This window comes from Actinoplanes sp. NPDC049118, assembly GCF_040648555.1.
Lineage (GTDB): Bacteria > Actinomycetota > Actinomycetes > Mycobacteriales > Micromonosporaceae > Actinoplanes.
In genome coordinates, this window is the sequence record NZ_JBEZDY010000021.1 from 127,711 (window position 1) to 154,118 (window position 26,408).

Annotated in this window: 26 protein-coding genes; 17 read left to right on the forward strand and 9 right to left on the reverse strand. The window is 72.5% G+C overall.

Annotation, left to right across the window (positions count from 1 at the left end; genetic code table 11):
* The first annotated feature begins 63 nt into the window (after positions 1 to 63).
* The gene (locus tag AB0B58_RS29795; protein ID WP_360230258.1) at positions 64 to 1,365 is read left to right on the forward strand and encodes a hypothetical protein; all 1,302 of its coding nucleotides are present in this window, start codon (positions 64 to 66) and stop codon (positions 1,363 to 1,365) included.
* A gap of 10 nt (positions 1,366 to 1,375) precedes the next feature.
* Here AB0B58_RS29795 and AB0B58_RS29800 read toward each other — a convergent pair whose 3' ends face one another.
* Entirely contained in the window at positions 1,376 to 2,677 is a 1,302-nt protein-coding gene (locus AB0B58_RS29800; RefSeq protein ID WP_360230345.1) for an AAA family ATPase, read from the reverse strand.
* Positions 2,678 to 2,787: 110 nt separating this feature from the next.
* On the opposite strand from AB0B58_RS29800, the gene AB0B58_RS29805 reads away from it, so the two are divergent.
* A complete protein-coding gene (locus AB0B58_RS29805) occupies positions 2,788 to 3,795 on the forward strand; it encodes a beta family protein (protein WP_360230260.1) in 1,008 nt (335 codons plus the stop codon).
* Between the two features lie 43 nt (positions 3,796 to 3,838).
* Positions 3,839 to 4,693 carry a bifunctional DNA primase/polymerase gene (locus tag AB0B58_RS29810; RefSeq protein ID WP_360230262.1) on the forward strand — a complete coding sequence of 285 codons (855 nt, stop codon included), beginning with the start codon at positions 3,839 to 3,841 and terminating at the stop codon, positions 4,691 to 4,693.
* A 29-nt stretch (positions 4,694 to 4,722) separates the two neighbouring features.
* Here AB0B58_RS29810 and AB0B58_RS29815 read toward each other — a convergent pair whose 3' ends face one another.
* The 3 genes from AB0B58_RS29815 to AB0B58_RS29825 are packed head-to-tail and all read right to left on the reverse strand — an operon-like array spanning position 4,723 to position 7,813.
* Positions 4,723 to 6,171, reverse strand: a complete 1,449-nt coding sequence (locus AB0B58_RS29815) for a hypothetical protein (protein WP_360230264.1) — start codon at positions 6,169 to 6,171, stop codon at positions 4,723 to 4,725.
* Positions 6,168 to 7,232, reverse strand: coding sequence for a hypothetical protein (locus AB0B58_RS29820; protein ID WP_360230266.1), 1,065 nt, complete (start codon positions 7,230 to 7,232; stop codon positions 6,168 to 6,170). The genes AB0B58_RS29815 and AB0B58_RS29820 overlap by 4 nt, the downstream gene beginning before the upstream one ends.
* Positions 7,229 to 7,813, reverse strand: a complete 585-nt coding sequence (locus tag AB0B58_RS29825; RefSeq protein ID WP_360230268.1) for a hypothetical protein — start codon at positions 7,811 to 7,813, stop codon at positions 7,229 to 7,231. Before AB0B58_RS29825 ends, AB0B58_RS29820 begins: the two co-directional genes overlap by 4 nt.
* Positions 7,814 to 7,966: 153 nt before the next feature.
* Between AB0B58_RS29825 and AB0B58_RS29830 the strand changes: the two genes are divergently transcribed.
* The gene (locus AB0B58_RS29830) at positions 7,967 to 8,251 is read left to right on the forward strand and encodes a DUF427 domain-containing protein (RefSeq protein ID WP_360230270.1); all 285 of its coding nucleotides are present in this window, start codon (positions 7,967 to 7,969) and stop codon (positions 8,249 to 8,251) included.
* A gap of 39 nt (positions 8,252 to 8,290) precedes the next feature.
* On the opposite strand, the gene AB0B58_RS29835 is transcribed toward AB0B58_RS29830, so the two are convergent.
* Both AB0B58_RS29835 and AB0B58_RS29840 read right to left on the reverse strand, forming a co-directional pair.
* Positions 8,291 to 8,686: a hypothetical protein gene (locus AB0B58_RS29835; protein ID WP_360230272.1), complete on the reverse strand. Its 396-nt coding sequence runs from the start codon at positions 8,684 to 8,686 to the stop codon at positions 8,291 to 8,293.
* Positions 8,676 to 8,882, reverse strand: a complete 207-nt coding sequence (locus AB0B58_RS29840; protein WP_360230274.1) for a hypothetical protein — start codon at positions 8,880 to 8,882, stop codon at positions 8,676 to 8,678. Before AB0B58_RS29840 ends, AB0B58_RS29835 begins: the two co-directional genes overlap by 11 nt.
* 241 nt (positions 8,883 to 9,123) lie before the next feature.
* Here AB0B58_RS29840 and fxsA point away from each other — a divergent pair, with 241 nt between their 5' ends.
* The 3 genes from fxsA to AB0B58_RS29855 are packed head-to-tail and all read left to right on the forward strand — an operon-like array spanning position 9,124 to position 12,494.
* The gene (fxsA, locus tag AB0B58_RS29845; protein ID WP_360230276.1) at positions 9,124 to 9,279 is read left to right on the forward strand and encodes an FxSxx-COOH cyclophane-containing RiPP peptide; all 156 of its coding nucleotides are present in this window, start codon (positions 9,124 to 9,126) and stop codon (positions 9,277 to 9,279) included.
* A gap of 7 nt (positions 9,280 to 9,286) precedes the next feature.
* The gene (locus AB0B58_RS29850; protein ID WP_360230278.1) at positions 9,287 to 10,753 is read left to right on the forward strand and encodes an aKG-HExxH-type peptide beta-hydroxylase; all 1,467 of its coding nucleotides are present in this window, start codon (positions 9,287 to 9,289) and stop codon (positions 10,751 to 10,753) included.
* Positions 10,754 to 10,808: 55 nt separating this feature from the next.
* Positions 10,809 to 12,494, forward strand: a complete 1,686-nt coding sequence (locus AB0B58_RS29855; protein WP_360230280.1) for an EAL domain-containing protein — start codon at positions 10,809 to 10,811, stop codon at positions 12,492 to 12,494.
* Between the two features lie 7 nt (positions 12,495 to 12,501).
* Here the strand turns inward: AB0B58_RS29855 and fxsT are convergent, their stop codons facing one another.
* Positions 12,502 to 14,922: an FxSxx-COOH system tetratricopeptide repeat protein gene (gene fxsT, locus AB0B58_RS29860; RefSeq protein WP_360230282.1), complete on the reverse strand. Its 2,421-nt coding sequence runs from the start codon at positions 14,920 to 14,922 to the stop codon at positions 12,502 to 12,504.
* Between the two features lie 102 nt (positions 14,923 to 15,024).
* Here fxsT and AB0B58_RS29865 point away from each other — a divergent pair, with 102 nt between their 5' ends.
* Positions 15,025 to 15,342, forward strand: coding sequence for an STAS domain-containing protein (locus AB0B58_RS29865; protein WP_360230284.1), 318 nt, complete (start codon positions 15,025 to 15,027; stop codon positions 15,340 to 15,342).
* Positions 15,343 to 15,392: 50 nt separating this feature from the next.
* Here AB0B58_RS29865 and AB0B58_RS29870 read toward each other — a convergent pair whose 3' ends face one another.
* Positions 15,393 to 15,923: a snapalysin family zinc-dependent metalloprotease gene (locus AB0B58_RS29870; RefSeq protein ID WP_360230286.1), complete on the reverse strand. Its 531-nt coding sequence runs from the start codon at positions 15,921 to 15,923 to the stop codon at positions 15,393 to 15,395.
* A gap of 98 nt (positions 15,924 to 16,021) precedes the next feature.
* Positions 16,022 to 17,398, reverse strand: a complete 1,377-nt coding sequence (locus AB0B58_RS29875; RefSeq protein ID WP_360230288.1) for an MFS transporter — start codon at positions 17,396 to 17,398, stop codon at positions 16,022 to 16,024.
* 19 nt (positions 17,399 to 17,417) lie between these two features.
* On the opposite strand from AB0B58_RS29875, the gene AB0B58_RS29880 reads away from it, so the two are divergent.
* The 9 genes from AB0B58_RS29880 (at position 17,418) to pilO (ending at position 26,405) form a co-directional block, all read left to right on the forward strand.
* Positions 17,418 to 18,383: a helix-turn-helix domain-containing protein gene (locus tag AB0B58_RS29880; protein WP_360230291.1), complete on the forward strand. Its 966-nt coding sequence runs from the start codon at positions 17,418 to 17,420 to the stop codon at positions 18,381 to 18,383.
* A gap of 21 nt (positions 18,384 to 18,404) precedes the next feature.
* A complete protein-coding gene (locus AB0B58_RS29885) occupies positions 18,405 to 20,087 on the forward strand; it encodes an ATPase, T2SS/T4P/T4SS family (RefSeq protein ID WP_360230293.1) in 1,683 nt (560 codons plus the stop codon).
* Between the two features lie 150 nt (positions 20,088 to 20,237).
* Positions 20,238 to 21,374, forward strand: coding sequence for a type IV pilus twitching motility protein PilT (locus tag AB0B58_RS29890; RefSeq protein WP_360230295.1), 1,137 nt, complete (start codon positions 20,238 to 20,240; stop codon positions 21,372 to 21,374).
* 1 nt (position 21,375) lies between these two features.
* Complete coding sequence (locus tag AB0B58_RS29895) at positions 21,376 to 22,605, forward strand: type II secretion system F family protein (protein ID WP_360230297.1); 1,230 nt, start codon at positions 21,376 to 21,378, stop codon at positions 22,603 to 22,605.
* A gap of 100 nt (positions 22,606 to 22,705) precedes the next feature.
* Positions 22,706 to 23,179, forward strand: a complete 474-nt coding sequence (locus AB0B58_RS29900) for a prepilin-type N-terminal cleavage/methylation domain-containing protein (protein WP_360230299.1) — start codon at positions 22,706 to 22,708, stop codon at positions 23,177 to 23,179.
* Positions 23,180 to 23,257: 78 nt separating this feature from the next.
* Entirely contained in the window at positions 23,258 to 24,043 is a 786-nt protein-coding gene (locus AB0B58_RS29905) for a prepilin peptidase (RefSeq protein WP_360230301.1), read from the forward strand.
* Positions 24,044 to 24,055: 12 nt separating this feature from the next.
* Positions 24,056 to 25,081, forward strand: coding sequence for a type IV pilus assembly protein PilM (pilM, locus tag AB0B58_RS29910; protein WP_360230303.1), 1,026 nt, complete (start codon positions 24,056 to 24,058; stop codon positions 25,079 to 25,081).
* Positions 25,081 to 25,797 (forward strand): PilN domain-containing protein, encoded by a 717-nt coding sequence (locus AB0B58_RS29915; protein WP_360230305.1) that lies wholly within the window; start codon positions 25,081 to 25,083, stop codon positions 25,795 to 25,797. Before pilM ends, AB0B58_RS29915 begins: the two co-directional genes overlap by 1 nt.
* The gene (pilO, locus tag AB0B58_RS29920) at positions 25,797 to 26,405 is read left to right on the forward strand and encodes a type 4a pilus biogenesis protein PilO (protein ID WP_360230307.1); all 609 of its coding nucleotides are present in this window, start codon (positions 25,797 to 25,799) and stop codon (positions 26,403 to 26,405) included. Before AB0B58_RS29915 ends, pilO begins: the two co-directional genes overlap by 1 nt.
* The last annotated feature ends 3 nt before the right edge of the window (positions 26,406 to 26,408 follow it).

Genomic DNA, 26,408 nt, shown 5'->3' on the forward strand with positions numbered 1-26,408 from the left:
AGATCCATGATGGACGGACCGCGAGGCTGAAATCGCCGGTCGTCGGCGGTAATGTCCGACACTGTGAGTGGGTCCGACGCATACAGGCGGCGACGGCTGCCGTATCCCTGGTCCCGGCTCGCCCTGGTCGCCCTGCTGGTCTGCGGAAGTCTGGGTCTGCCCGGTCCGGATCACCGGCTGGAGCAGGACAGCGCCCGCGCCGCTCGGGCCGTCGACACGGCGTCGGCGCGCGGGTCCCCGGCCACCCGTGCCGACGGGCTCATCCGCGGGACGCTCGGCCGGCAGGCCGCCGCCCTGATCGGCGGCGACGAACGCGGCTGGCTGCGCGACGTCGACCCCGCCCTGACCTCCGAGATGCACCGCCTATACCGAAACCTCCACGGCCTGCGGATCTCCGGCTGGGTGACCGACCCGGCCGGCCTCGCCGCCGGGCAGACCGGGCCGGTGTGGAACACCGACGTCAGGATCCGGGTCTGCTTCGCCGGTCCGGTCTGCACCCGGGAGCGCGCCGCGGCGGGCCGGCCGGAGCCGAGCACCGATCTGCTGACGGCGAGGACCGCCTGGAGGGTCACGGGCGACCGGGCCGTGCTCTTGCGGTTCGCCTTCGACAGCGAGGCTCGGCTGCCGAGCCGTCCGACGCCGTGGGAGCGCGGCGCCCTCTCCTTCGCGGCCGGCCGCCGGGTGATCGTGGCGGCGCCGCGTGGCCGGCTGCGGCCGGCGGAGTGGCTGGCGCCCGCCGAGCGCGCGGCCGTCGTCGCGGACCGGTTCGCCCTGACCGAACCGCGGGTCGGCAGCTACCTCGTCTTCCTGGCCGGCAGGAGCGAGTGGAGGACCTGGTTCTCGGCCTTCACCGACCGCGACGTCCTCGGGTACGCGCTGCGCCCCAGCGACACGTCCGGCTTCATCGTCATCGACACGACGAAGGTCAGGCCCGACGCGCACGGCGAGAACGTACTCAGGCACGAGATGGCACACATCGCCACCCGGTACGGCCCCTCGACCCGGGTCGGCGAGTGGGCGACCGAGGGCATCGCGGAGTACGTGGCGTGGACCGGGCACCCGGTCTCGGCGTACGACCGCACCGGCGACGCCCGCGCGCTGGCGGCGAAGATCCGGTGGACGCGGCAGCTCGATCTGGAGTGGTCGCATGCGTCGGCGTACCGCAGCGGCTACTACGGGATGGGCTTCTTCGCGATGCGCTGTCTCAGCGAGACGTTCGGCGAGGCGCGGATGCTCGACTTCTTCGACCGGATGGCGCACGGCGGGCGCGGCCCGGCGCAGGCCTCGGGTGAGGCGTTCGGCGCGTCCTGGGCGGCGGTCGAGCGTGGCTGCGCACCGAGAATCGGGGCGTGGCTGGGCAGCTGAGCCCCGCGGATCAGGGGCGGGCCCCGCTGAGGTGGGCGAGCATCGACTGGTTCGCCTCCCAGCCGTCGGGGAATTTCACCGGCACGCCCAGGTGGACCGGTTCCGTCGACGGGTGCGCGTCCAGCAGCTCCGCGATGCCCGCCCGGGCAACCACCACGCAGGCGTGCCGGTGCCGCGACGTGAGCACGCACAACCGCCCGGACTCCAGGTGGAAGGCCGTCGCGTCCCGGCGGCCCGACAGCGGGTGCAGCACCACGGTCAGGTCGTACTCGCGGCCCTGCAGGCGGTTTGCCGTGTCGACGGTGATCTCCCGCGCGTGCTCCGGCAGCAACGAGCGGATCGCGGCGACCTGGTCGCGGTGGGCCGCGCCGATCGCGATCCGCGACGCGGTCAGCGACACCGGGCCCGCCTCCGACACCGCGACCGCCCCGCGAGCCAGGGCGCGGGCCGCGGCGTGCGCGCACGCGGCCGCGGCCTCGGCGTCGGTACGGACCGTGAACCGCGCCGGCAGCTCGTGCAGGCCCCAGCCCGTCGCCGCGGCCGTGTCCAGCACCGCATCGAGTTCGGTGGCGGCCGGCACCGCGAAGCTCAGGGTCCGCTCCCCCGGGCCGGTCCCCGAGCGGAAGCCCGTGAACGGGTAGAACGCCGCCGCGACGACCGGCGCCGCGGACGCCGGCAGGCGCCACGAGACGGGGAGGCGGTGCACCGGCAGCTGCGGGTTGTGGCGCAGCAGCACCGCCACGGCGCTCTGCATCGGGTCCCAGGACAGGCCGGTCCAGCGATCGACCTCGACCGTCGAGAACGGGTCCAGCTGCCCGGGGTCGCCGACGAAGAGCGCCCGTTCGAAGCGGGGCGCCACGCGCAGCAGCGCGTCCGAGCGCATCTGGTACGCCTCGTCGACGATCGCCCACGGCCAGGTGCCCTCGGTGACCGTTGCCCACTTCGCCGCCGTGCCGATCGTGACCGGGGGGCCGCCCAGGTCCGCCACCTTCGCGCCCACGCGGCAGCCGGGGTGGGAGCGGACCCGCTCCGTGGCCGCGTAGTCGACCGCCGACAGCCGGCCGACCGACAGGGCCGGCGACGCCACGCCGAGCCGGGCGATCAGGTCGTCGACCTGCTCGTTCGTCTGCGCCACGATCATCAGGGAGGTGCCCGTGCCCGCCAGCACGCCCGCCGCGCGGACGACCAGGGTGCTCTTGCCCGCGCCGGGCGGGGAGTCGACCACGACGCCGCGGTGGTCGGTCGTTGCCAGGTCCCGCAGCACCGCGTCCACCACACGGGTGGCCTCGGCGCCGGGAGTCTCGGGAGACAGGATCACCGAGGCACCGTATCCCGTCGCACCGGGGGCACAGGATCGTCACCAGATGTGAGTAACCCCGTCCACATTGTTACATGTCGAGTATCCGACGCTACCTTGAGTGAATGACCGATGGTGTCTACCGGCCGATTCTGCGGCCCCGTCGTGGTGAGCTCGCCGCCCTGCATCACCTCGACGCCGATGCCGCGAGGCTGGTGATGCCGATCATCGAGGTCTCCGCGACCGAGCACCTTCCACAGCTGGTCCGCAAGATTCCGCCCAGGACCGGCGTGATCGCCGTTGATCTGGGCACCATCGCGGACCCCTGGGATCCGCTCTCCTCGCCGCCGCTCGACCTCGCCGAGGAGCTGGCCGACGTCGGCGTCGCGATGCTGCCCGTGCTCCGGGCGTACGACAGTCCGCGCCGGCTGCTGGAGCACGGCCTGGCCGCGCGCATGCACCTCCTGCGGGCCGTCCTGAGGCTGCAGCCCCACCTCGACGCCCGCAACGCGCTCACCGCGACCGCCCTCACCGACCGGATGCTCGCCGGGGCCGGGCTCGAGTTCGAGCGCGTCGATCTGGTCATCGACCTGGCCGAGACCGCCTGCACCGCGCACGCCAACCGGTTCGAGGAGCGGGCCCGCAGCATGCTGCGCTGGGCGCGGGCGTCGCCCTGGCGATCGATCACCGTCGCCGCCGGCGCGATGCCGCCGAACCTCGACGACCTGCCGACCGACGAGCCGGTCACGGTCGGGCGGCTCGACGCCCAGGTCTGGTCCCGGCTCAGCGAGCCCGGCATCGGCTATGCCGACTACGGCGTCACCTCACCGGTACGCCGGCTCGGCATCAACCACCGGCAGCTGCCCACCCTGCGCTACACCGCCGACCGCGACTGGTGGATCTACCGCTGGGCCCGGCGCGGTGGCCGCAGCGACGACCGGTGCCACGACCTGTGCCGCACCCTGGTCGACTCGCCGCAGTGGCCCGCGGCCGGCGCGCGGTTCTCCTGGGGCGACGCGCAGATCGCCCGGCAGGCCCGCAGCGCGCGGGGCGGCGGCAGTTCGGCGAGCTGGATGGCCTGGAGCACCTCGCACCACATCGCGCACGTGCTCAAGGCCCTGCCACAGCACTGACGGACCGGTGCGCGCGGGCGACTTTCTTCGTACACTTGTGCCAATGCTGTTCGACGCGGCGCTCGCCTATGCCCGGCACGGGATCCCCGTCCTGCCGGTGCACACCCCTGCGGCCGACGGGTCCTGCTCCTGCGGCCGGGCCGGCTGCGAGCGGCCGGGCAAGCACCCGCGCCTGCGGCACGGCCTGACCGACGCCAGCGTCGATCCGCGGCGCATCGAGATGTGGTGGGCGCGGTGGCCGGAGGCCAACGTCGGGCTGCGCACCGGCGTCGTCATGGACGTCGCCGACGTCGACTCCCCCGGCGGCTGGCACGGCCTGCGGCATCTGCTCGGCGGCGAGCTGCCCCGTGGTCCGCAGGTCCGGACGGGCGGCGGTGGCTGGCACTTCTGGTTCTCCCCGATCGGATTCGGCAACCGGGTGCGCCTGCTGCCCGGGGTCGACTGGCGTGGTGCCGGCGGCTACGTGATCGCGCCGCCGTCCCGGCACGCGAACGGCACCGCCTACTACTGGGTGGTCCGTCCCGGTGATCCGGCCGCCGTTCCGGCGGCGCTGCGGGACCTGATCGCCGGCCCGGATCCGCCGTCGGCGACGCCGGAGTCCGGCCGGGGCACGATCGTCCACCCCGACCGTTACGCGGCCGTCGCGTGCGAGGCCGAGGCGGACCGCGTGGCGCACGCCCCCGTCGGCACCCGCAACGACACCCTGAACCGGGCGGCCTTCGCGCTCGGCCGGCTCGTCGGTGCCGGCCTGCTGGACGCGGCGACGGTGACCGGCGAGCTGACCGCGGCGGCACGCTGGGCGGGCCTGGGCCGCGCCGAGACGGCCCGCACCATCCGCTCCGGGCTGGGCGCGGGCCGCCTCCGGCCGCTGGACGCCGGGCGGCGCAGCGTGGCGTGATCCGGCGCGGACGGGCGCCTGACCGAGGCTCAGGTGCCGCGTGGCTCCGCGACCGGCGGGCCGCCGTGTGTCCACGGGGTCTGGTCCGGGTCCGGGAAGGAGCCACCCGGGCGGTAGGCCTCGCTCAGCGTGGTGAGCAGCAGGCGCTCCCCGACCTCGGGCACGCTGCCGGGCTCGGCGACCAGCTTGCGGCCCATCCCGCCGGAGAGCTCCAGCAGCACCTCGGTCGTGGTGTCGTCGCTCACCGTCACCGAAACGACCAGTGCCTTCTGGCCCGGCCGGACCGGTGACGTCAGCGTCGCGCCCTTCTCGACGCGCACCGGCTCGGAGGTGACCACCATGATGCGGGGGCGCAGCACCGGCCGCTTGCCGCTGTCGTCGATCCGGTCCGCCTTCGCCAGCGTCACCTGGCCGACGAAGGCCGCGCCGGTCAGCCGGTACTCGGCCATCACCAGGGGGTCATCGAAGGCGCGCTGCACCGCGTACCGGGTGGCGGCGCTCTCGAGGCGGTGCAGGCGGGCGGCGGCCGCGACCGCGCCGTCGCGCCGGGGCTGCGGCGGGCCGCCGTCGGCCAGGTGCTGCACGAAGCCCGAGTAGGTGTCGCGGTCGCCGTCCCAGCGCCCGGCCACCCGGGATCCGGCCGGCAGGTCGCGCAGCAGGCCGAGGGCGCGCCACATCAGGTCCCAGGTGGGAAGCAGCTGGGCGCGCAGCACCTCGGTCAGCGCCGCGACGTCCGGCGACGCCGAGGACATCAGCGGCGCCAGCACGTGGTTGTCGAACGACGGATCGGTGGCCGGCCCGGCCGGCGGCGACACCGCCGGGTCCTCGGCCGAGCGCGCCGCCTCGGCGCCGGTGAGCCCCGGCGGCGGGGAAATCCACCCCAGCAGGGCCGCGAGCTGGGCGTCCTCGGCGCTGCTCTGCCCGGTCGCCCAGTGCAGACCAAGCGCCTGTACGGCGTTGAGCAGCAGCGACGATCCCGGCAGCTCGGCCGCGTTGGCGAAGAAGGTGAGCCAGCGCCCGAGCAGCGGCACGGAGGGCGGGACCGCGTACTCGCCCTCGACGCTGCGGAAGCGCGTCGACCGGCCGAACAGGCGCAGGAAGTCGATGCCGCCTGTGTTGGGGACCCAGAGCTGGGGCGCGTCGGTGAAGCGGTACCGCACGTCGCGTCCCCGGTCGACCGCGACCGGCTCGGCCTCGCCCGCGAAGCCGTCGACGTAGGGCACCAGCACGTCGGCGAGCTCGGCGGCGAACGCGAAGCGGTGGTCCCGGTTGCGGGGCTGCGCCACGATCAGCAGCCGGGGATCCTCCGCGGCGGTGCCGACCATCGCCGCCAGCGGCGCGTTCGCCTCGCCGGCCATCGCCAGCGGAATGATCACCAGCGGGCGGGGGTGCACGTGCAGGTGGCGCACGGTCGCGGTGCGCTGCGCCCGGCCCTGCGCGTACGCCTGCGCGCGGGCGAGCGCGGTGAGCGTACTCACAGAATTTCGGCCCGCAGCCGCGCCGCGGCCCGGAGCAGCGCGGCGGCCTCGGCCTGTTCCCCGGTCGGCGTCCGGTCGCCGGTGGCGAGGGCGAGCACCTCGTCGACGGTGCCGACGCCGCCGAGCGCGTCGCGGACCGGCCGGCCCAGCGCCGCGGTGCTCCCGGCGGACTCGTGCCGGCAGTAGACGGCCAGTTCGCAGGCGGACAGGCACTCCGGGGCGTAGCTGGCCTCGATCTCGGCCAGCGCGGCGATCAGATCGGCGGCCGGCAGCGCCGGGTCGAAGCTGATCGACTCCGGCAGGGCGGCGGCCAGCGCCGAGACCGACGCCAGGCGGGCGAGCTGACGCTTGAGCGTGGCGAGTTGCTTGCGGACGTCGAGGACCACGGCCGCCGGGCTCAGCGAGAAGTTCTCGGTGCAGACGAGCACGACGTCGTGGCTGACCAGGGCCGGGTCGTGACCGAGTTCCTCGAGCAGGCGGCGCAGCGCGAGCACGTAGACGGCGGCCTGCACGGCGGCCGCGGAGACCTTGGCGCTGTCCGCCTGGCCGTCCACGATCGCGAACGACTTGATCTCGACCACGTGCAGGCGGCCCTCGACCTGGAAGGCGATCAGGTCCGGCTCCAGGAAGACCCGCTGGCCGGCGACGTCGAGGGTGAGCAGCGGGTGGTCGATGAGCGCGGCCCCGGCGGCCTCCGCGAGCAGCTTGCGGGTGCGCCCGTGCCGCGCCGCGAGCGTGTCGTCCGCGTCCTCGCCGAGGTCGTCGTAGGAGACGCCGGCGGGCTCGAGCCGCAGGCAGTCGGCGAGCACGGAGAGCAGCAGCGCGCAGTCGTCGGCCTTGAGCATCGCCTCGAAGCCGTTTCCGCGCGCCAGCGCGAAGCGGGACTGCCCGAAGTTTCCGGGGAAGCCGATCCGCTGCGCGAGCTTCGGCTTGTCCACGCCGGCCGCGTCCAGCACGGCCCGGCGGGTGCAGCCGGGATTGCCGGTGAGCGCGGCGATCGTGCGGGCGTTGTGCCGCTTCGGCGGCGCGCCGCCGCGGAGCCGGTCGAGCGCGGCGCTCACCGGCGGCCCCGCTGGTGCGGCAGGCCGAGCGCGCCGAAGAGCTGCTGCCGCGGCTCGAGGCCGCTCCAGCGGCGGACGGTCTCCTCCGGCAACGGCGTGACGGCCACGCCGGCGAGGGCGGTCCGGGCCGCGTCGGCCAGCGTCGCCGGATTCTGCACCGCGTACGCCTCCGGGCCGCCGGGCACGCCCTCGGCGAGCTTGCGCAGCAACGCCGCCGCGGCCTGGCCGGCGGTTTCGCGCATGGCGATGAATTCGGCGATCCGGACGACCGCCGCGAGCTCGTCGGCGGCCGGCGCCGCGACCCGGCCGGTCAACGGCCAGGTCGAGAGGGTGAGCAGGCCGCGGGCCGCCGTCAGGTCCGGCAGCAGCGCCGGGCAGATCCGGTACGCCGCCGGCACGTCCTCGGCGAAGCCCCGCTCCTCGTCACGCAGCAGCGCTGCCAGCGCGGCAGTGGAGAGGTCGCCGTCGAAGAGCGCGCCGTGCACGTCCACGATCAGCCGCGCGGACGCGGGCGCGCCGATCAGCAGCAGGGTGCGTCGGGCTTGATCGCGGGCGCTCGGCAGCGTGCTCAGGCGGTTCATGGCGGCCGCTTCCGTGGGGGATCGTGGCGGATCGACTCTAGATCTTCGTACAGGACGCAGGCAATGTGGGGACGAGTCACCACGTTTCACCCACGGGAGGTGAATAAATCGCGCGTATCGGACAGTACCCATACGGCGCGCTACGTTCGGGGTATGCCGAAGGCCATCTGGAACGACGAGATCATCGCCGAGAGCGACGACACCGTGGTAGTCGAGGGCAACACCTACTTCCCGCGCTCCTCGCTGCGCGAGGACGTGCTGCGACCCTCGGATACGCACACCGTCTGCCCGTGGAAGGGCAAGGCTTCCTACTACACGCTCGAGGCTGGCGGGCAGGTCATCCAGGACGCGGTCTGGTTCTACCCGGAACCGAAGCCCGACGCCAAGGCCGTCCGCGACCGGGTCGCATTCAAGAAGACGGTCAAGGTCGAGGCCTGACGCTCGCCGTCGGCGCGGGCCCGACCGGGTCCGCGCCGCCTAACCGATCCGGGGGTGCGCCTCTTCGATCGCCGTGACCTCCAGATAGTCCAGCATGTCGGTCTGCTCCTCCGGCGCCAGCGCGTAGAACGCCTCGTAGGCCGAGGACCGCGAGTGCGGGGTCTCCGCCGCCAGCAGGGCGATGATCGCCGACCAAGCCAGCGAGACCCGGTCGAAGAGCCGCGCGGTCCGCAGCGAGGTCAGCCGGCTCAGCATCGCCACCTTCGTCGCAGCGTCGTCGTCGACCGGGATCCGGTCCGACAGCTCGAAGAGGGCCTTGCCGCGATAGGGGTGCTCGGCCTCGATCAGGCGCGCCAACTCGGCGTTGTCCATCTGGTCGACGGGCGGAGCCGGGCCACGCCGGGGCAGGCGCGCCGGGGAGTCCTCAGCGGGCACGGCTGTCCCGTCCGCTCTCGAAACCCACTCCCGGCACCTGATGCGGCAGCGTCGGGCGGCTCTGGAACGTGGGAAACGGCGGCGAGGGCATCACCGGTTGCTCCGGTGCCGCATCGGTGTCGGCGGTCTCCTCGACCGCCTCGTCGACCTGGTCACGCACGTTGTCCTCCGCGTCCTCCACATTCCGTCCCAGCACAGTTTGTCCTCCGTTGCCGACTTTCGCTGTGTTGGCGTCCCTATGAGATCACGCCACGTCAACCCCGGCGACCGCAGCCTCTGCTAACTCCCCGACATCACCCGACCCGACGACCGCCGTAATGTTGCGGTAATACATTGATAGTTGTCGGTCGGCAAACAGTGTCGCCGAATACAGAGAGTAGGTGTCCGTGGACGGGGGGACGAGCACCACGGGTCCGGCACCCGAGTGGCGATCGGCCATGATCGACGTTTCCGGGCTGTCGCTCGCGGAACTGGCGGCGGACGCCGCACCTGGCCCGGCGGACGACTCGGCGCTGGCGCACTGCCTGCGGCGGCTCGCCGACGACCTGGTCCGGCCGGGCGAGCCCATCGCCGGCTTCAACTCGGCGCTCTGAGGAGACCATGACGCGATCCGGGATCGCCGGCGCGCGACCGCACCGGCTCAGCGACGCCGCGTTCGCGGCGCTGGGCGCGGGCCGCCCCGACGCCGCGACCGTCAGCGAGTTGCGCCGCGCCCAGCTCAGCCGGCACCTGTTGTTACTGCGCGAGATCGCCGCGACCGCGACCGCGCCGGGGTTCGCGAGCCTCGTGGCACAGGAGCGCGCGGATCCCCCGCGCGTCCGCGAGATGCTCGCCCGGCCCCTGACCGGGGTGTGGGCGGCGAGTTACCTGAGCGCGCTGCGGCTCGGAAGTCTGCCCGAAGAGGCAGGTTCCGGATACCTGGCGGACCTCGCCGCGGCGCCGGGGCGGGCCGAGCGACTGCTCACCGCGACCCACGACGGATTGTCGATCTCGGTACGGGTCGAGGATCGGGATCCGCTGCGGGCCCGGCTCGGGCTGACGCCGGCCGGGCGGCTCACCGACGCCGAGGCGGCACGCTGGCAGGAACTCCTCGCCGAGGCCTGGCGGATGCTGGTCGGCCGGGCCCGGCCGCAGGCCGAGGTGCTGGCCGCGGTCCTGGACTGCATCGTTCCCGTCGAGGCCGATCCGGCCGCCCGGGGCATCAGCGCGACCTCCGCGGACGCGTTCGGCGCGGTCGCGATGTCCGAGCCGGCCGACGCCACCGCGCTCGCGGTCGGGCTGCTGCACGAGGTACAGCACAGCGTCCTGAACGCCGTGAACTACCTCTTCGACCTGCACGAGGACCCGGACGCCCTGGGCTACTCGCCGTGGCGCGACGACCCGCGCCCGGCGTCCGGAATCCTGCACGGCGCCTACGCCTATCTCAACGTCACCCGCTTCCGGCGCGCACACGCCGGCGATCCGCTGGCGGCCTTCGAGTTCGCGAGGTGGCGCTCGGCCGTGGTCACCGCGGCGGACGAGTTGCTGGGCCGGGGCGGGCTCACCGCGGCGGGGATCCGATTCGTGACCGCGCTGCGCGCCGAGGCGCTGCCCTGGCTGGACGAGCCGGTCGCGCCCGAGGTGGCGCGGCTCGCCGCCGGCGCCAACGCGGACCATCGGCTGCGCTGGCGGCTGCGGAACCTGCGCGTCGACCCCGCGGACGCCCGGGCCCTCGCCGACGCGTGGCGTCGCGGCGACCCCCCGCCGCGCGTGGTGTCCCACCTGCGCAGGGCCCCGCGCCGGGCGCTGGAGGCGAGCGCCCGGCTGGACCTGGCGCACGCCGTGCTGCGCGGCGATCCGGTGGACGGGCCGGGCGGCGATCTCGCGTACGTGCGGGGCGAGCAGGACGCGGCCGCGCAGGCGTACAAGCGGAGTCTGATGCTGGACCCGGGGGATCACGCGGCCTGGGCGGGTCTCGCCCTGACCGGCGGGCTGGGCGCCGGACCGGAGGTCGTCGCGGCCGCCTACCGGGCGCTGGACCACCGAAATGTTGACCCCGTCACGCTCGCGACCTGGCTTTCTTCGTAAGTTCGCTCAGATCCGGCAGCGCGGCACCGATGGGACCCCCCGTTGGAGGTGAGTCATGGGTCCGATCGACAAGACCATGGATCGTGTGCGCCGCGGGGTCGACCACGCCATGATCTTCACGTCGCTGTTGCTGCTCGCGTGGCCGGCGATGTTCGACGAGCTCGTCCGCGAGGATGCCGGCCTGGTCGGCCTGGTCGCGGGCCTCGCCACGGTCGCCCTCCTCAGCATCGGCGTGATCGCCCTGGCCCGCCGCTGGCCGCTGCTGCAGTTCCTGCCGGTCGCCTCCGCGGTCGTCGCCGCCGCCTTCTGGTCCGCCCGGCACGGCATCAGCCCCGCGCTGACCTGGCTCGTCATCGCCGTCGCCGCGATCATCCTGCTCCGCCAGTTCCTCGGCGCGCGCACCACCGAAGGCCTCGTGCGGGACCTCACCCGGCAGCGCGCCCAGCTGGCACAGCAGGCCAGCCGCGACCCGCTGACCGAGCTCGGCAACCGCAAGCTGTTCATGGACCACGCCGTCGACGCCCTCTCCGGCGCCGACGACACGATGACCGCCGTGATCCTCGTCGACCTGGACGGGTTCAAGGAGGTCAACGACGCCTACGGGCATGCGACCGGCGACGAGCTGCTGCGTACCGCGGCGGAGCGGCTGACCGCGAACGTGCGCAACAACGACACCGTGTCCCGCCTCGACGGCGACGAGTTCGTGGTGCTTCTTCCCCGGCTCATCGACGACCAGATCGCCGACACCGTCGCCAACCGCATCCTGCGCGACCTGGCCCAGCCGCTCGTCGTCGGCGACGCAGTGCTGACCATCCCGGCCAGCGCCGGTATCGCGCTGACCCGCGGCAGCGGCATGGCGATCGACGACATGATGCGCGAGGCCGACCTCGCTCTCTACCAGGCCAAGGCCGAAGGCAAGGGCGTCGCCCGCCGCTTCGACCCGGCACAGTTCGCCCGGGCCGAGCAGCGCCGCCGCGAGGAGGCCGACCTGCGCCGCGCGCTCGACGACGAAGAGTTCGAGGTGCACTACCAGCCGATCGTCGACCTGAACGGCGAGCGCACGGTCGGCGTCGAGGCGCTGGTCCGCTGGAACCACCCCGAGCGGGGCCTGCTGCCGCCCGCCGCCTTCCTGGACATGGCCGAGTCGCTGGGCCTGCTGCCGCGCCTGGGCGGCTGGGTGCTCGAGGAGGCCTGCCGGCAGGCCGCCGTCTGGCAGGAGCAGGAGCCCGGTTTCGAGCTCAACGTGAACCTCTCCGCCAGCCAGCTCGGCAAGCCCGACCTGGTCGACGAGGTCCGCGCGGTGCTGGAGCGCACCGGCCTCGCGCCGTCGCTGCTGGTGCTGGAGCTGACCGAGTCGGTCGCGCTGGTCGACCTGACCGAGTCGGCGCGGGTGCTGAGCGCGCTGAAGACCCTCGGCGTCCGGATCGCGCTCGACGACTTCGGCACGGGCTTCTCGTCGCTGAGCCACCTCGGCAGGCTGCCCGTCGACGTCGTGAAGATCGACCGGTCGTTCGTGCAGGCCATGCAGGAGAGCAGCGGCGCATCCGTCGCCGAGGCCGTGCTGCAGATCGCCAGGACCTTCAACCTGGCGCCCGTCGCCGAGGGCGTCGAGGACGCGACGCAGGCCGACCGGCTGCGCGAGCTCGAGTGCGCGCAGGCGCAGGGCTACCACTTCGCCCGGCCGATGCCGGCCGGCGACCTGACCGCGCTGCTGAACCGCCAGTCGGCGCTCTCGTCCTAGGACTGTCCTAAAGCGGCGGCGGCTCGATCTCCGTCTCGAGGCGGACCCCCGCCAGGGCGCGGGTCAGCAGCGGGTGACTGTCGCCGCAGAACTTCCGCAGCTCCTCGATCGCGAGTTGGGTAGACAGCTCGTCGCCGGTGTCGAGTGAGACGTTGAACGCGCACGCCAGCGTGTCCGGGTGCTCCGCACCGCGCAGCACGCGGGAGCGCGAGAGCGTGTCGAGCGCGATCTCCCGGGCCTGCTGCGCCTCGCCGATCGCGATCAGGTCGGCGGCCAGGCCGTTCGCGCAGCTCAGCGTGAACGGGTGATCGGCGCCGACGCTGCGCCGCAGCCCGCCGAGCGCCTCCGCGTCCATCGTGCGGGCCTGCGCGAACCGGCCGGTGGCGCGCACCACGCCGGCCAGGTCCGTCGCCGCGGCCAGGGTGAACGGGTGTTCGGCGCCCAGCACCGCCCGGTAGTCGGCGACCGCGCGCTCCAGCAGCCGGTGCGCCTCGTCGAGGTCGCCGTCGTCACGGACGCAGTTGGCCAGCGACACCAGCGCGCCCAGCGTCTCGACGTTCGCGTCGCCGAACCGCTGCCTGAACAGCTCGACGTTCGCCTCGGCCAGCTGCCGGGCCTGCGGCAGGCCGCAGCGCCGGGCCGCGATCGCCGCGAACCGGCCGACCCAGAGCGCCATCGGGTGCCCGGCGCCGAGCGCCTCGGCGTGCCCGCCGCTCAGCAGCTCGGTCGCGCCGGTGTTGTCGCCGAGGCCGAGCAGGTCGAACGCCAGGCCGGCCCGGGAGGACAGCGTCTCCGGATGTCCCTCGACGAAGATCATCTGCCGGTGCCGCAGCACCTGTTCGTCCAGCGCCCGGGCGCCCCGGAAGTCGCCGAGCAGCCGCAGGTCGACCGCGAGATTGTTGGCACAGCGCAGCGCGGTCGGGAAGCTCTCGCCGAACAGGCGGCGGTAGCGCACCAGGTTGTCCGCGTCGAGCTGGCGGGCCTGGGAGAAGTGACCCTGCATCCGCAGGTCGGCGCCGACGCTGTTCGCCGTCGCGAGGGTGGTCTCGTCGTCCGCGCCGAGCGCCTCACGCTGTGAGCGCAGTGTCCGCGCGTTCAGATCCCGGGCGTCCGCCGTGAGCCCGACCGACCGCAGGGCGTTGGCCAAATGGAACGAGGCCAGCAGTGTCTGCTCGTCGGCCTCGCCGAGGTCGTCGCGCCAGCGGGCCACCGCCTGTTCCGCCAGGTCCCGGCTCGAGTCCCAGTCGCCGCGCGCGTACAGGAAGCGGATGCAGTTGATCACCAGCTGCCGGATCTCCTCGGCGTCACTGCCGAGGACGTCGGCGTGGACCAGGTGCGCGACGATCGCCGAGTACCGGGGCCAGTGCGCCGGGTTGTCCGGGTCGCCGGGGTCGGCCGCGGCCAGCATCGCGCGCACCGAGCGCAGCAGCGCGGCGTGCCGCTCCGAGCTGAGCTGCTGGCCGACCATGCCGCGGACCAGGGGGTGCACGAGCACGCTCTCGCCGGGGGGATCGAGGTCGGCGAGCCCGTACCGGCCGATCAGGCGCAGCGCGGCCTTGAGCCGCCGCTCGATGCGGACCGTGCCGTCCAGCTCGGCGGAGACCCGGCCCCGCGCGGCCCAGAGCAGCTCCCACGACACCGGGGCGCTGGCCAGGAACGCACAGAGCTCGAGCAGCTCGTAGGCGGCCGGCGAGGCCTCGGCCAGGGCGTCGGCGGACAGTCCCCACGCGACCCGGATCGGCGTCGGGAACGCCAGCTCGGCGGCCCGCTCGACATAGCGGCGCTGGTATTCCGCGGCACTCCAGCCCGCCGCCTTGCGCACCGCGGCCGCCTGATCGAGCGCCATCGGCACGTCGCCGAGCCGCTCGGCCAGCCGCTCCGCGTCGTCGGCGGACAGGTCGGGGCCGCGGCGCCGCAGCAGGTCCACGCTGTCCGTACGGTCGAAGGCCGCGACCGGGACCGCCTGCGCGACCTCCGTGGTCCACCGGGGATTGCGCGAGGTGACGAGCACGTGCCCGGCGCCGCTGGGCAGGTAGGGCCGGATGTCCTCGGGCCGGTTCGCGTTCGCGAAGACGATCAGCCAGTTGCGATGGGGCTCGCCGCGGCTCAGCGCGTCGCGCACCGCGCCGAGCGTCGAGTTGAGGTCCCGGGCCTCGGGCAGCTTCAGCTCCTGCGCCAGGCCGACGAGGGCGGCGCGCATGCCGGCCGTCTGCTCGGCGGGAATCCACCAGACCAGGTCGTATGCGTCGGCGTACCGATAGACGTATTCGACGGCGAGCTGGGTGCGCCCGGTGCCGCCGACCTCGTGCCCGGGCGCCGGCAGCAGGGCCACCGGACCCTTGCCGAGTAGCCCGCGCACCTCGGCGAGGAGCCCTTCACGACCGACGAAATGCGGATTGCGCGGCGGCAGGCCACCCTGGATCGGCACGCCGCCCTCCCCAGGTGACTCGGCCGTCTACTGTCGTGGTCCCGACTACCGTACGTGGAACCGCCACCACAGCGGAAGCTGTCGCCGAACGGAAAGGCACCGGTGTCCGAGGTACCTGTGACGAGTCTCGCCCGCGAAGACGACGTGGTGACGGTGGCCCTGCACGGCGAGGTCGACGTCATGAACGTGGGCCAGGTCCGCGTCTCGCTGGGGGAAGCCCTGGAGAGCCGGCCACGCGCCATTGTGGTGGATCTGTCCGGGCTGTCCTTCATCGACTCCGCGGGGCTGGGGGCGCTGACCTTCGGCTTCCAGCGGGCGCGGGACGCCGGGATCGGTTTCCGGCTCGCCCGGCCGAGCCAGGGCGTGCGCCAGATCCTCGTGCTGAGCGGCCTGCTCGAGGTCGTCGAGCTGAGCGAATGAACGGGCCGGCCGGGCCCGGGCTTGCCCGCGGGGGCCCGGCCGGGGTGGCGTCAGCCGGCCCAGGCGTATTCGCGGGCCGGGATCACTGCCGCCGAGCGGAAGTTGTTGTTAACCGTCGCCGCCTCGGTGGCGTTCGGGTAGGAGTTCGTGCAGGAGACCGGCGCGCTGCTGCCCGACATCAGGTCCGCGCACAGGCCCGTGCGGCGGTCCGGGAGGCCGAGGATGTGGCCGAACTCGTGTGCCGCGATCCGCGGCGGGTAGTAGCCGTCGTTCACGGCCTCCCGGCCCATGTACCAGCGCCCGTTGCCGAGCGACGTCGAGTAGGTACGCGGCCAGCCGTTGTCCGCGTACACCCGGATGTTCGGGGTTCGGCCCGCCGGGACCGGCCGCAGCTGGACGTTCGTGACTCGGCTGTTCCAGATCTGTGCGCCCTGGTTGACGACCGCCACGAACTCCTGCGCCTGACTGGCGTCGTAGTACAGGATCCGGGCGGCCGCCGCGGCCGGCGCGGCGGTGGCGACCTGTAGGCCGACCAGCATCGCGACGGCTACCAGCGCGGCGGACAGTCTCTTACGCAGCATCGATGACCTCCCTGGGGGTGATGGGACGGGTGCCCACACCGTAGCCATGGAGAGACGTTTATCGATGCATGGTGGTCATACCGGTTGCCGCCTCATCGTCATGTGATGGCCGCCTTGGCGGCCGGCGACGCCGGGAAGGCCACGCCGATGCCGGGCCCGGCCGGGCCGACGTCCCCGCGGCGCTTCCCGGCCAGCAGCATCAGCGACAGCAGCGAGGCCGCCAGCGCCAGGGCGCCGGCGCCGTACCAGGCCGCGTCGTAGTCGCCGAGCCGGTCGCGGACCAGCCCCGCCGCGGTCGCCGCGATCGCCGCACCGACCTGGTGTGACGCGAAGACCCAGCCGAAGACCACCGCCCCGCTCGCCCCGAAGTACTCGCGGCAGAGCGCAACCGTCGGCGGTACCGTCGCGACCCAGTCCAGGCCGTAGAAGAGGATGAAGACGACCATGCTCGGGTGGGCGGTCGCGGCGAACAGCGACGGCAGAACCAGCAGGGACAGCCCGCGCAGCGCGTAGTAGCCGCCCAGCAGCCAGCGGCTGTCGACCCGGTCGGTGAGCCAGCCGGAGGCGATCGTCCCCACGATGTCGAAGAGGCCGACCAGGGCCAGCAGGCCCGCCGCGGTCGTCTCGGTCATGCCGTGGTCGTGTGCGGCCGGGATGAAATGGGTGCCGACGAGCCCGTTGGTGGTCGCGCCGCAGATCGCGAATCCGCCCGCGAGCAGCCAGAACGGCCGGGTCCTCGCGGCCTGGCCGAGCGCGCGAAGGGCGTTGCGGGCCGCGCTGCCGGGCGCCGCCGACGGCACCGCGGCCACGTCGCCGGGCCCGGCACCGTACGCGGTCACGCCGAGATCGGCCGGCCGGTCCCGCAACCGCCACCAGACCAGCGGCACGACGCTCAACGCCGCGGCCGCCACCGTGAGTGCCGCGACCCGCCAGCCGTGTTCACCGGTCAGCCGGGCCAGCAACGGCAGGAAGACGAGCTGGCCGGCGGCGCCGCCGGCGGTCAGCACGCCGACGACCAGCCCGCGCCGGGCCACGAACCAGCGGTTCGCCACGACCGCGACGAAGGCGAGCGCCATCGAGCCGGTGCCGAGGCCGACGAGCACGCCCCAGCAGAGGACCAGCTGCCAGCTGTGCTGCATGAACACCGTGAGGCCGCTGCCCGCCGAGACCAGCACCAGCGCGGCGGTCACCACCCGGCGCAGGCCGAACTTCTCCATCAGCGCCGCCGCGAACGGGGCGGTGAGGCCGTACAGCAGCAGGTTGACGGAGACGGCCGCGGAGATCGTGCCCAGCGACCAGCCGAACTCCTCGTGCAGGGGCCGGAGCAGCACCGACGGCGTGGCGCGGAAGCCGGCGGCGCCCACCAGCGCGACGAAGGCGACGGCGGCGACGAACCAGGCGGGATGTGGGCGGCGAATGATCACCCGATAATTCTGCGGACCGCGGTCCGGTCCGACGAGTGGCCCGAGAGCCATGATACGCAAGAATCAGGCCATGACCCATGCGATCGCGATGCTGGCCCTCGACGGCGTGGTTGGCTTCGACCTCGGAGTGCCGCCGCAGGTCTTCGGCGCCGCCCGGGACGCCGACGAGCGGCCCTTCTACACCGTCACCACCTGCGGCCCGGCCGGCCGGGCGGTACGCCCCCACCGCGGCGGCTTCCAGGTCCTGCCCGACCACGACCTCTCGCCGCTCGCCACGGCCGACACCGTCCTCGTGCCGGGCGTGAGCGGCGGCTGGCCGCTGACGACCGGCGAGGCCGACCCGGAGGTCGCCGGCGCGCTGCGCGCCGCACACGCACGCGGCGCCCGGATCATCTCGATCTGCACCGGCGCCTCGGTGCTCGCCGCGGCCGGCCTGCTCGACGGGCGCGCCGCGGCCAGCCACTGGGCCTGGGCCAAGCGCCTGCGCCGCCTCTACCCCCAGGTCGACTGGGACTTCGACGTGCTGTTCGTCGACGACGGCGACGTGCTCACCTCGGCGGGCGTCGGCGCCGGCGTCGACCTGTGCCTGCACGTCGTGCGCAAGGACCACGGCACCGCGGTGGCCAACCAGGCCGCCCGCCGCTGCGTGGTGCCGCCGTGGCGCGATGGCGGGCAGGCGCAGTACATCGAGCAGCCGGTACCGGCGGTGCGGGGCAGCGGCACGGAGCCGACCCGGGCCTGGGCGCTGGGCCGGCTCGCCGACCCGGTGAGCCTGGAGGAGATGGCCGGCCACGCCCGGATGAGCGTGCGCACCTTCACCCGCCGGTTCCGCGACGAGACCGGGCTGAGCCCGCAGAAATGGCTGCTGCGGCAGCGGGTCGCGCACGCCCGGCTGCTGCTCGAGTCGACCGACCTGAGCGTCGACCTGGTCGCCCGGCGCTCCGGGCTGGGCAGCGCAACGGCCCTGCGGCAACACCTGCAGGCGACGATCGGGGTGCCGCCGACCGCGTACCGCCGAACGTTTCGTCAGACGTAACGGCCTCAGAAAAGGCGGCAGGTGTCCGATGGGACGAACGTGGACCAGACCTTCCGCCCGCTGCTCGACGCGCTCAAGCAGCTCGGCATCGACCCGGTCGCGGTGGACGCCGCGGCCGACGAGGCCCAGCGCAGTGGCCGGTCGGTGCGGGCGGTCCTGATCAACGACCAGGTCGTCACCGAGGAGCAGCTGACCGAGGCCGCCGCGGCGGCGTTCGGGATCAACACCCTCGACCTGGTCGGATACACCCCTGAACCGGCCGCGCTCAAGCGCATCCCGCTCTCCGTCGTGCTGCGCCACCGCGTGCTCGGGCTGTCGTTGGCCGACGGCGAGCTCGTCGTCGGCGTCACCGACCCCGGCGACGTGGTGGCGCTCGACGACGTCCGCGCCTCCACCGGCATGACGATCCGCCCGGTGGTGGTCGCCCGCAGCGAGGTCCGCCGGATCATCGAACGGTTGCAGCGCGAGGACAGCGACCTCGGCGGCCTGGACGACCAGTCTCTCGACGAGCAGCCCATGGCGGCGCAGGCGGTCAGCGCGGACGACGCGCCGATCGTGCGCTACGTCAACAACCTGATCGAGCAGGCGATCCAGAACCGCGCCTCCGACCTGCACCTGGAGCCGGGCGAGGACGAGATGCGGGTGCGCTACCGCATCGACGGCGTGCTGCACGAGCTCGACACGGTGCCGCGCGGCGGCATGGCGGCGCTGACCTCGCGCCTGAAGATCATGTCCGGCGTCGACATCACCGAGAAGCGGGTGCCGCAGAACGGCCGCATCACGGTCCTGATCCGGGACCGCCAGGTCGACCTGCGGACGGCGACCCTGCCGACCGTGTGGGGCGAGAAGATCGTCCTGCGCGTGCTCGACACCGGCGGCATCGACCTCGACATGGGCAAGCTGGGCTTCACCCAGCACAACCTGAACCGCTTCGCGGAGTCGTTCTCCAAGCCGCACGGCATGGTCCTGGTCACCGGCCCGACCGGATCCGGCAAGTCCACCACCCTGTACGCGACCCTGGGCCGGATCAGCAAGCCCGAGATCAACGTGATCACGGTCGAGGACCCGGTCGAGTACCGGCTGCGCGGCGTCAACCAGGTCCAGGTCAACGCCAAGGCCGGCCTGACCTTCGCCGCGGTGCTGCCGGCCATCCTGCGCTCCGACCCCGACGTCGTGCTGATCGGTGAGATCCGGGACAGCAACACGGCGCAGATCGCCACCGAGGCGTCCCTGACCGGCCACCTCGTGCTCTCCACCCTGCACACCAACGACGCGCCCGGCGCGGTCACCCGGCTCACCGAGATGGGCATCGAGCCGTTCCTGGTCGGCTCGTCGCTGGACTGCGTGCTGGCACAGCGGCTCGCCCGCCGGCTCTGCGACTGGTGCAAGGAGGCGTACCTGCCGACCGAGGCGGAGCTGGAGGGCGCCCGCTGGCCGCTGGAGGACCTCAAGGTCCCGGAGGCGCTCTACCGGCCGATCGGCTGCCGCAACTGCGCGAACACCGGCTACCGCGGGCGGATCGCGCTGCACGAGGTGATGCCGATCTCGCCCGAGATCGAGTCGCTGACCATCCGCCGGGCCTCCTCCAACGAGATCCGCGAGGTGGCCCTCGACCAGGGCATGTACGAGCTGCGCTCGGACGGGCTGGCCAAGGCGGCCGGCGGACTCACGTCGATCCGCGAGGTGTCCCGCGTCGCCATCTGAGCCCGGGCGGCAGGCTCGCCCGGCCCCGGCGCAGGGTACTCCGCCGCGCTGATACGCGCTCATTTCCGGCGAAAAAGCCCCTAAACCAGCGCATCGCCATGCCGAATGAGAAGGGCGTCAGACATCACGACGAGATTGCCGGTGCAGCCCATGTACACGCTCGATCACGAGGTTCCGCACCAGGCGGGACCGGCGGACCCGTCCGGGCCCGGCCCCGACGACCTGGCTGTGCTGGACCAGATGCTGATCACCCTCGTCGAGTCCCGCGGCTCCGACCTGCACCTGACCGTCGGCTCCCCGCCGATGATCCGGGTCGACGGCAGCCTGGCCCCGCTCCCCGGCTACGGCAAGCTCAACTCCGCCGACACCGCCCTGCTGGCCCGCGCGGCCGTCTCGGCGCAGCAGTGGGAGACGTTCCAGCGCGAGCAGGAGATGGACTTCGCGCACAGCATCGTCGGCGTCTCCCGGTTCCGCGGAAACCTCTACATCCAGCGCAACTCGTGCGGCTGCGTCTTCCGGGCCATCCCGCACAAGATCAAGCCGCTGGACGAGCTGGGCATGCCCGAGTCCGTCACCCGCTTCGCACACCTGCCCCGCGGCTTGGTGCTGGTGACCGGCCCGACCGGTTCCGGCAAGACCACCACGCTCGCCTCGGTGCTGGACCTGGCGAACCGCAGCCGCGCGGCGCACATCATCACCATCGAGGACCCGATCGAGTTCCTGCACCCGCACAAGCGCAGCCTGGTCAACCAGCGTGAGGTCGGTTCCGACACGGCGACCTTCCCGCAGGCACTCAAGCACGCGCTGCGCCAGGACCCCGACATCATCCTGGTCGGCGAGCTCCGCGACCTCGAGACGACCGCGACGGCGCTGACCGCCGCCGAGACCGGTCACCTCGTGCTGGCGACCCTGCACACGCAGAGCGCGACGCAGACGATCGACCGCGTCATCGACATCTTCCCGCCACACCAGCAACTCCAGATCCGCGCGCAGCTGGCGGCGAGCCTCCAGGGGGTCGTCACTCAGGCGCTCGCACCGCGTGCCGATGGTAAGGGCAGAACCGTGGTCTGCGAGATCCTCACCGCGACGCCCGCCATCCGGAGCCTGATCCGCGAGGGCAAGTCCCACCAGATCCCGTCCTTCATGCAGGCCGGCGGGAACGACGGCATGTTGGCGTTCGACCAGCACCTGGCCGACCGCGTACGCGAGGGCGTGGTCACGATCCAGACCGCCCTCGAGATCTGCCACTCCCACGAAGAGCTCAAGCGCCTGATCGGACGGATGTGACATGCCGGCGACCAAGACGTTCCACTACAACAGCATCGACGCGCAGGGCCGCAAGACCAAGGGGACGCTAGAGGCGGCGAACGAGGCCGCGGCGACCCAGCTGCTGCGTCAGCGTGGCGAGGTGCCGCTGGGGATGAGCCAGGCAGGTCACGGGCTCAACCAGGACCTCAAGATTCCGGGCCTGGGCAACCGGGTGAAGCTCAAGGACCTCGCGGTCTTCGCCCGGCAGTTCTCCACGATGACCGCCTCGGGCATGTCGCTGCTGCGTTCGCTGTCGATCCTCGAGGAGCAAACCGCCTCGGCCCCGCTCAAGAGGGCGACCGCCGAGATCAGCTCGGACGTCTCCGGCGGCGTCTCGCTCTCGGCCGCCATGGCCAAGCACGACAGGGTCTTTCCCCGCCTCATGGTCGCGATGATCCGCGCCGGCGAGGCGGGCGGCATGATCGACCGCGCCCTGGAACAGGTCGCGAACAGCCTAGAGAAGGACACCGCACTCCGCGGCAAGATCAAGAGCGCGCTCACGTACCCGGCGATCGTGCTCGCCTTCACGTTCGTGATGATCGCGGCGGTGTTGATCTTCATCGTTCCGATCTTCGAGGCGATGTTCAAGAATCTGGGCGGCGAACTGCCCGGGATCACCCAATTCCTGGTCGACGCCAGCCACAACATGTGGTGGATCGGGCCGCTGTTCCTCACCGTCGCGATCGGCGGATCGATCGCCTATAAGCGCAGGATCCGGCAGAGCGAGAGCTTCCGGCTGAGCGTCGACCGGCTGAAGCTCAGGCTGCCGGTCTTCGGGCCACTCCTGCGCAAGCTCGCCATGAGCCGCTTCTCGCGCAACCTCGGCCTGCTGCTCAACGTCGGCGTGCCCGTCATGCAGGCGCTCTCCGTGGTCGGCGAGACGACCGGCAACGAGGTCATCAACATCGCCATGCGCGACGTCCAGTCTGCCGTGCGCGACGGACAGCCGATGTCCTCGGCCCTGCGCCGCCACAAGGTCTTCCCCGAGATGGTCACACAGATGATCGAGGTGGGTGAAGAAAGCGGCCAGATCAGTCAGATGCTCGACAAGGTTGCCGACTTTTATGACAGGGAAGTCGACAGCGCCGCCGAGTCCCTGACCGCATCGATCGAACCGATCATGGTCCTCGTCATGGGTTCCGTGGTCGGCGGAATGGTGATCTGTCTGTACCTACCGATGTTCACCATCTACCAGAACATCCAGGGCTGAGGCCCTGGAAGACGGCCGGTCTCCGGTCGACGTCGGGCCCCCTGCCCGAAACAGCAACACCGCTCCCGCCCCACCCCTGACGCCTACTGGAGGCACCCCCATGCAGGACATCATCGCCCGGCTGCGCGCCAAGAAGCAGGACGAGGGCTTCACCCTCATCGAGCTCCTGGTCGTCGTGGTCATCATCGGCGTGCTGGTCGCCATCGCCGTCCCGGTCTACCTGAACTACCGCGCGGGTGCCGCCGACAAGTCGGCGCAGTCCGACGTACGCGGCGCGATCAGCGCGGTCGAGCAGTACTACACCGAGAACAGCAACGTGTACCCGCCGTCCACCACCGGCAACAACAGCGCTGGCGCCACGCCGACCGTGACGCTGGGCACCTCGACCCAGAAGATCACGCTGTCGGACAAGACCACGCTGTACTACGCCCTCGGCGCGGCTCCGTCGACCACCTACAAGATCTGCGCGACCAACGTCGGCGGCAGCGGCAAGTGGTACCTGTACGACAGTGCGATCGGCGGCTCGGTCAAGTCGATGGCGGCCGCACCGGCCAGCGCGGCGACCTGCGTCTGACAGTTCCCTTCGGGTGGCGGCGCCGTCGGCGCCGCCACCCGGCACCTGTTGCATCCACCACGAGGGAAGGAGCCGGCCATGCCGCAGCCCTTGCTGATCGGCATCGTCGCCCTACTCGGCCTCGCCGTCGGTTCGTTCCTGAACGTGGTGATCCATCGGGTGCCCCGGGACGAGTCCCTGGTCCGGCCCGGCTCGCACTGCCCGCAGTGCGGCGCCGCGGTCCGTAACCGGCACAACGTCCCGGTGCTCGGCTGGCTGATGCTGCGCGGCCGGTGCGCCGACTGCCGCACCCCGATCAGCGTCCGCTATCCGCTGGTCGAGGCCGGCACCGCGGCGCTCTTCGTGGCAGTGGCCGCGAAGTTCGGCCCCTCCTGGGCCCTGCCCGCATACCTCTACCTCGCCGCCGTCGCGATCGCGCTCGCCCTTATCGACCTGGACGTGATGCGGCTGCCGAACGCCATCGTGCTGCCGTCGTACCTGGTCGCGGCGGCCCTGCTGGTGCCCGCCGCCCTGCTCGGCGACGGCACGGCCCCGATCGTGCGGGGACTCGCCGCCGCGGCGCTGCTCTGGGTCCTCTACCGCGGGCTCGCCCACTTCGGCGGTATGGGCGGCGGCGACGTCAAGCTCGCCCCGCTGCTCGGCTTCTACCTCGGCTGGCTCGGCTGGGACGCGGTCGCGGTCGGCGCGTTTGCCGCCTTCCTGCTCGGTGGCGTCGTGGGCGTCGTCCTGATGGCGACCCGGCTGGCCGGCCGCAAGAGCCAGATCCCGTTCGGCCCGTACATGCTCGCCGGCGCGTTCCTCGCCGTCTTCGCCGCTGCGCCCATCGCCGGCTGGTACACGTCCCTGCTCGCACCCACCGCCTGAGGAAGGAAACCGATGGCTGGCGTCAATCCGATCGGGCTGGACATCGGCTCGTCGTCCATCCGCGCCGTGGAGGTCCGCCGCGCGAAGGACGAGTACAACCTGACCAACTTCGGCCAGGTGCCGCTCCCGCACGGCACTGTCCAGGGCGGCGTCCTCGAGGACCCGATCGCACTCACCTCCGCGCTCAAGCAGCTCTGGGCGGCCTGCAAGTTCAACACCAAGCGCGTCAGGCTCGGCGTCACCAACCCGCAGCTGGTGGTTCGCGAGGTTTCCGTCTCCAACCTGCCCGTCAAGGAGATGCGCAAGTCGCTGCCGTTCCAGGTGCGCGACATGCTGCCGCTGGCGGTCGAGCGCTCGCTGCTGGACTTCCGCCCGCTCGAGGAACCGGGCGACAACCCCACCGTGCGTGGGCTGCTCATCGCCATGCCGAAGGACGCCGTGCTGGAGCTGGTGCAGGCCGTCGAGAAGGCCGGCCTGCACGTCGTCGACGTCGACCTGGCCTCGTTCGCCATGCTCCGCGCCGCCTCCCGGCTGGACGCACAGGTCGAGGCCATCGTCGACGTCGGCGCCGAGGTCACCAGCGTGGTCGTGCACGCCGACGGCGAGCCGCTGATCGTGCGCACCGTGCCGCGCGGCGGCGCCGAGGTCACCGAGAGCATCGCCACCCGGCTCGGCATCACCGCGCCCGAGGCCGAGGCGCTCAAGTGCCGCTACGGCCTGCACGGCGACGAACGGCCGGACTCCGCGACCGCGGTCGCCGACGCGATCCGCCCATTGATCAACGAGCTGCGCAGCTCGTTCACCTACCTCGCCTCCGGCGAGCGGCAGAAGCAGGTCACCCGGGTCTCCCTCTGCGGCGGTACCGCCCTGATGCCCGGCCTGGCCGACCATGTCCAGAAGCAGCTCGGCGTCCAGGTCATGTACGCCGACGCCGCCGGCCGCCTGCGCGACACGCGTCAGGCGCGCCAGCGCGGATTCGACAGTTTCGTGCCGTCGGCAGCGGTGTCGATCGGCCTGACCCTGGGAGCGGCAGCCTGATGGCCACCACCCTGCTGCCCATCGACCCGGCGGTTTCCCCGCAGCGGGTCAACCGGATCCTGACGATCTCGGCGAGCCTGCTACCCGAGGAGGTCACCTCCGCGAGGCGGGCCCGTCGCGCGGGGATCCTGGTGGCCGTCGTGGTCGCCCTCGTCGCCGGCCTCTGCGCCGCCTGGTTCGCCGTGGCGTACCAGCAGACGCAGGCCGCCGAACGTGACCTGGAGGCCGCCTCGGTAGAGGTCACCAACCAGCAGCGCCAGCAGGCCGAGTACTCCGACACGGTCCGGGTACAGGAGCGGATCAAGACGCTCGACAGCCAGCTAAAGGCCGCTATGGCGAATGACCTCGACTGGGACGCGCTGCTCGACACGGTGCGAAACACGGGCAAACGGTCGGGCATCACGGTCGAGGGCGTGAACGGAAAGCTCAACGCGACCGACGGCTCCGACGCAAAGGACTCCAGCACGCTGCCCGGGTCGAGCAACGGGACCTCGGTCGGTTCGATCGTGGTGACCGGAACAGGAAAGGACAAACGAGCTGTCGCCGCGTACGCCGACGCCCTCGCCAAGGAGACCACGGTGACGAACCCCTACGTCACCGTAGTGGCGACCCAGGAGGAGGGCGACAAGAAGGTCGTCTCGTTCAGCCTCACCGCCGACATCACAGAGGCGGCACTCTGCGGCCGGTTCACCGAGAAGTGCCCGGGAGGCAAGTGATGCGCACCCGCCACGCGGACCGGCTGTGGGTGATCGCCGGCGCAGTCGTCGTCGCGCTGCTCGGCGCGGTCACCTGGCTGCTGCTGGTCAACCCGCAGCACACCGAGGCCGCCGACCTCGAGGAACAAACCGAGGCGGCCACCGCCCAGGTCACCCAATTGCGCAAACGGAACGCCGAGCTGGCGGCCGATCAGGCCAAGATCGGCGAACTGACCAAGCAGTACGACGCGCTCGCGGCCGCGCTGCCGCCGGACTCCGGCGTGCCGGAATTCCTGCGCCAGCTGCAGGCGTCCGGCAACGCGGTCGACGTCGAAGTCAGCGGCATCACCGTCGGTGTTCCCGCAGAGGAGAAGACGTCGCCCGGAGTGTGGGCGCTGCCGATCCAGCTCAACGCGGAAGGCACCGCCAAGCGGCTCGGCGCCTTCCTGCAGCTGTTGCAGGGTGCCGATCAGAAGCGGGCGGTTCTGATCGAGACCGCCAACGTGAGCGCCGGCGACAGCGACGACAACGAGAGTGACGCGGCGCCGCAGATGCTCCTCAACCTCGGCATCAAGGCGTTCGTGGCACCCCCGCCCGGCGCGGGAGCCCCGAAGGTCACCGCGGACTGAAGC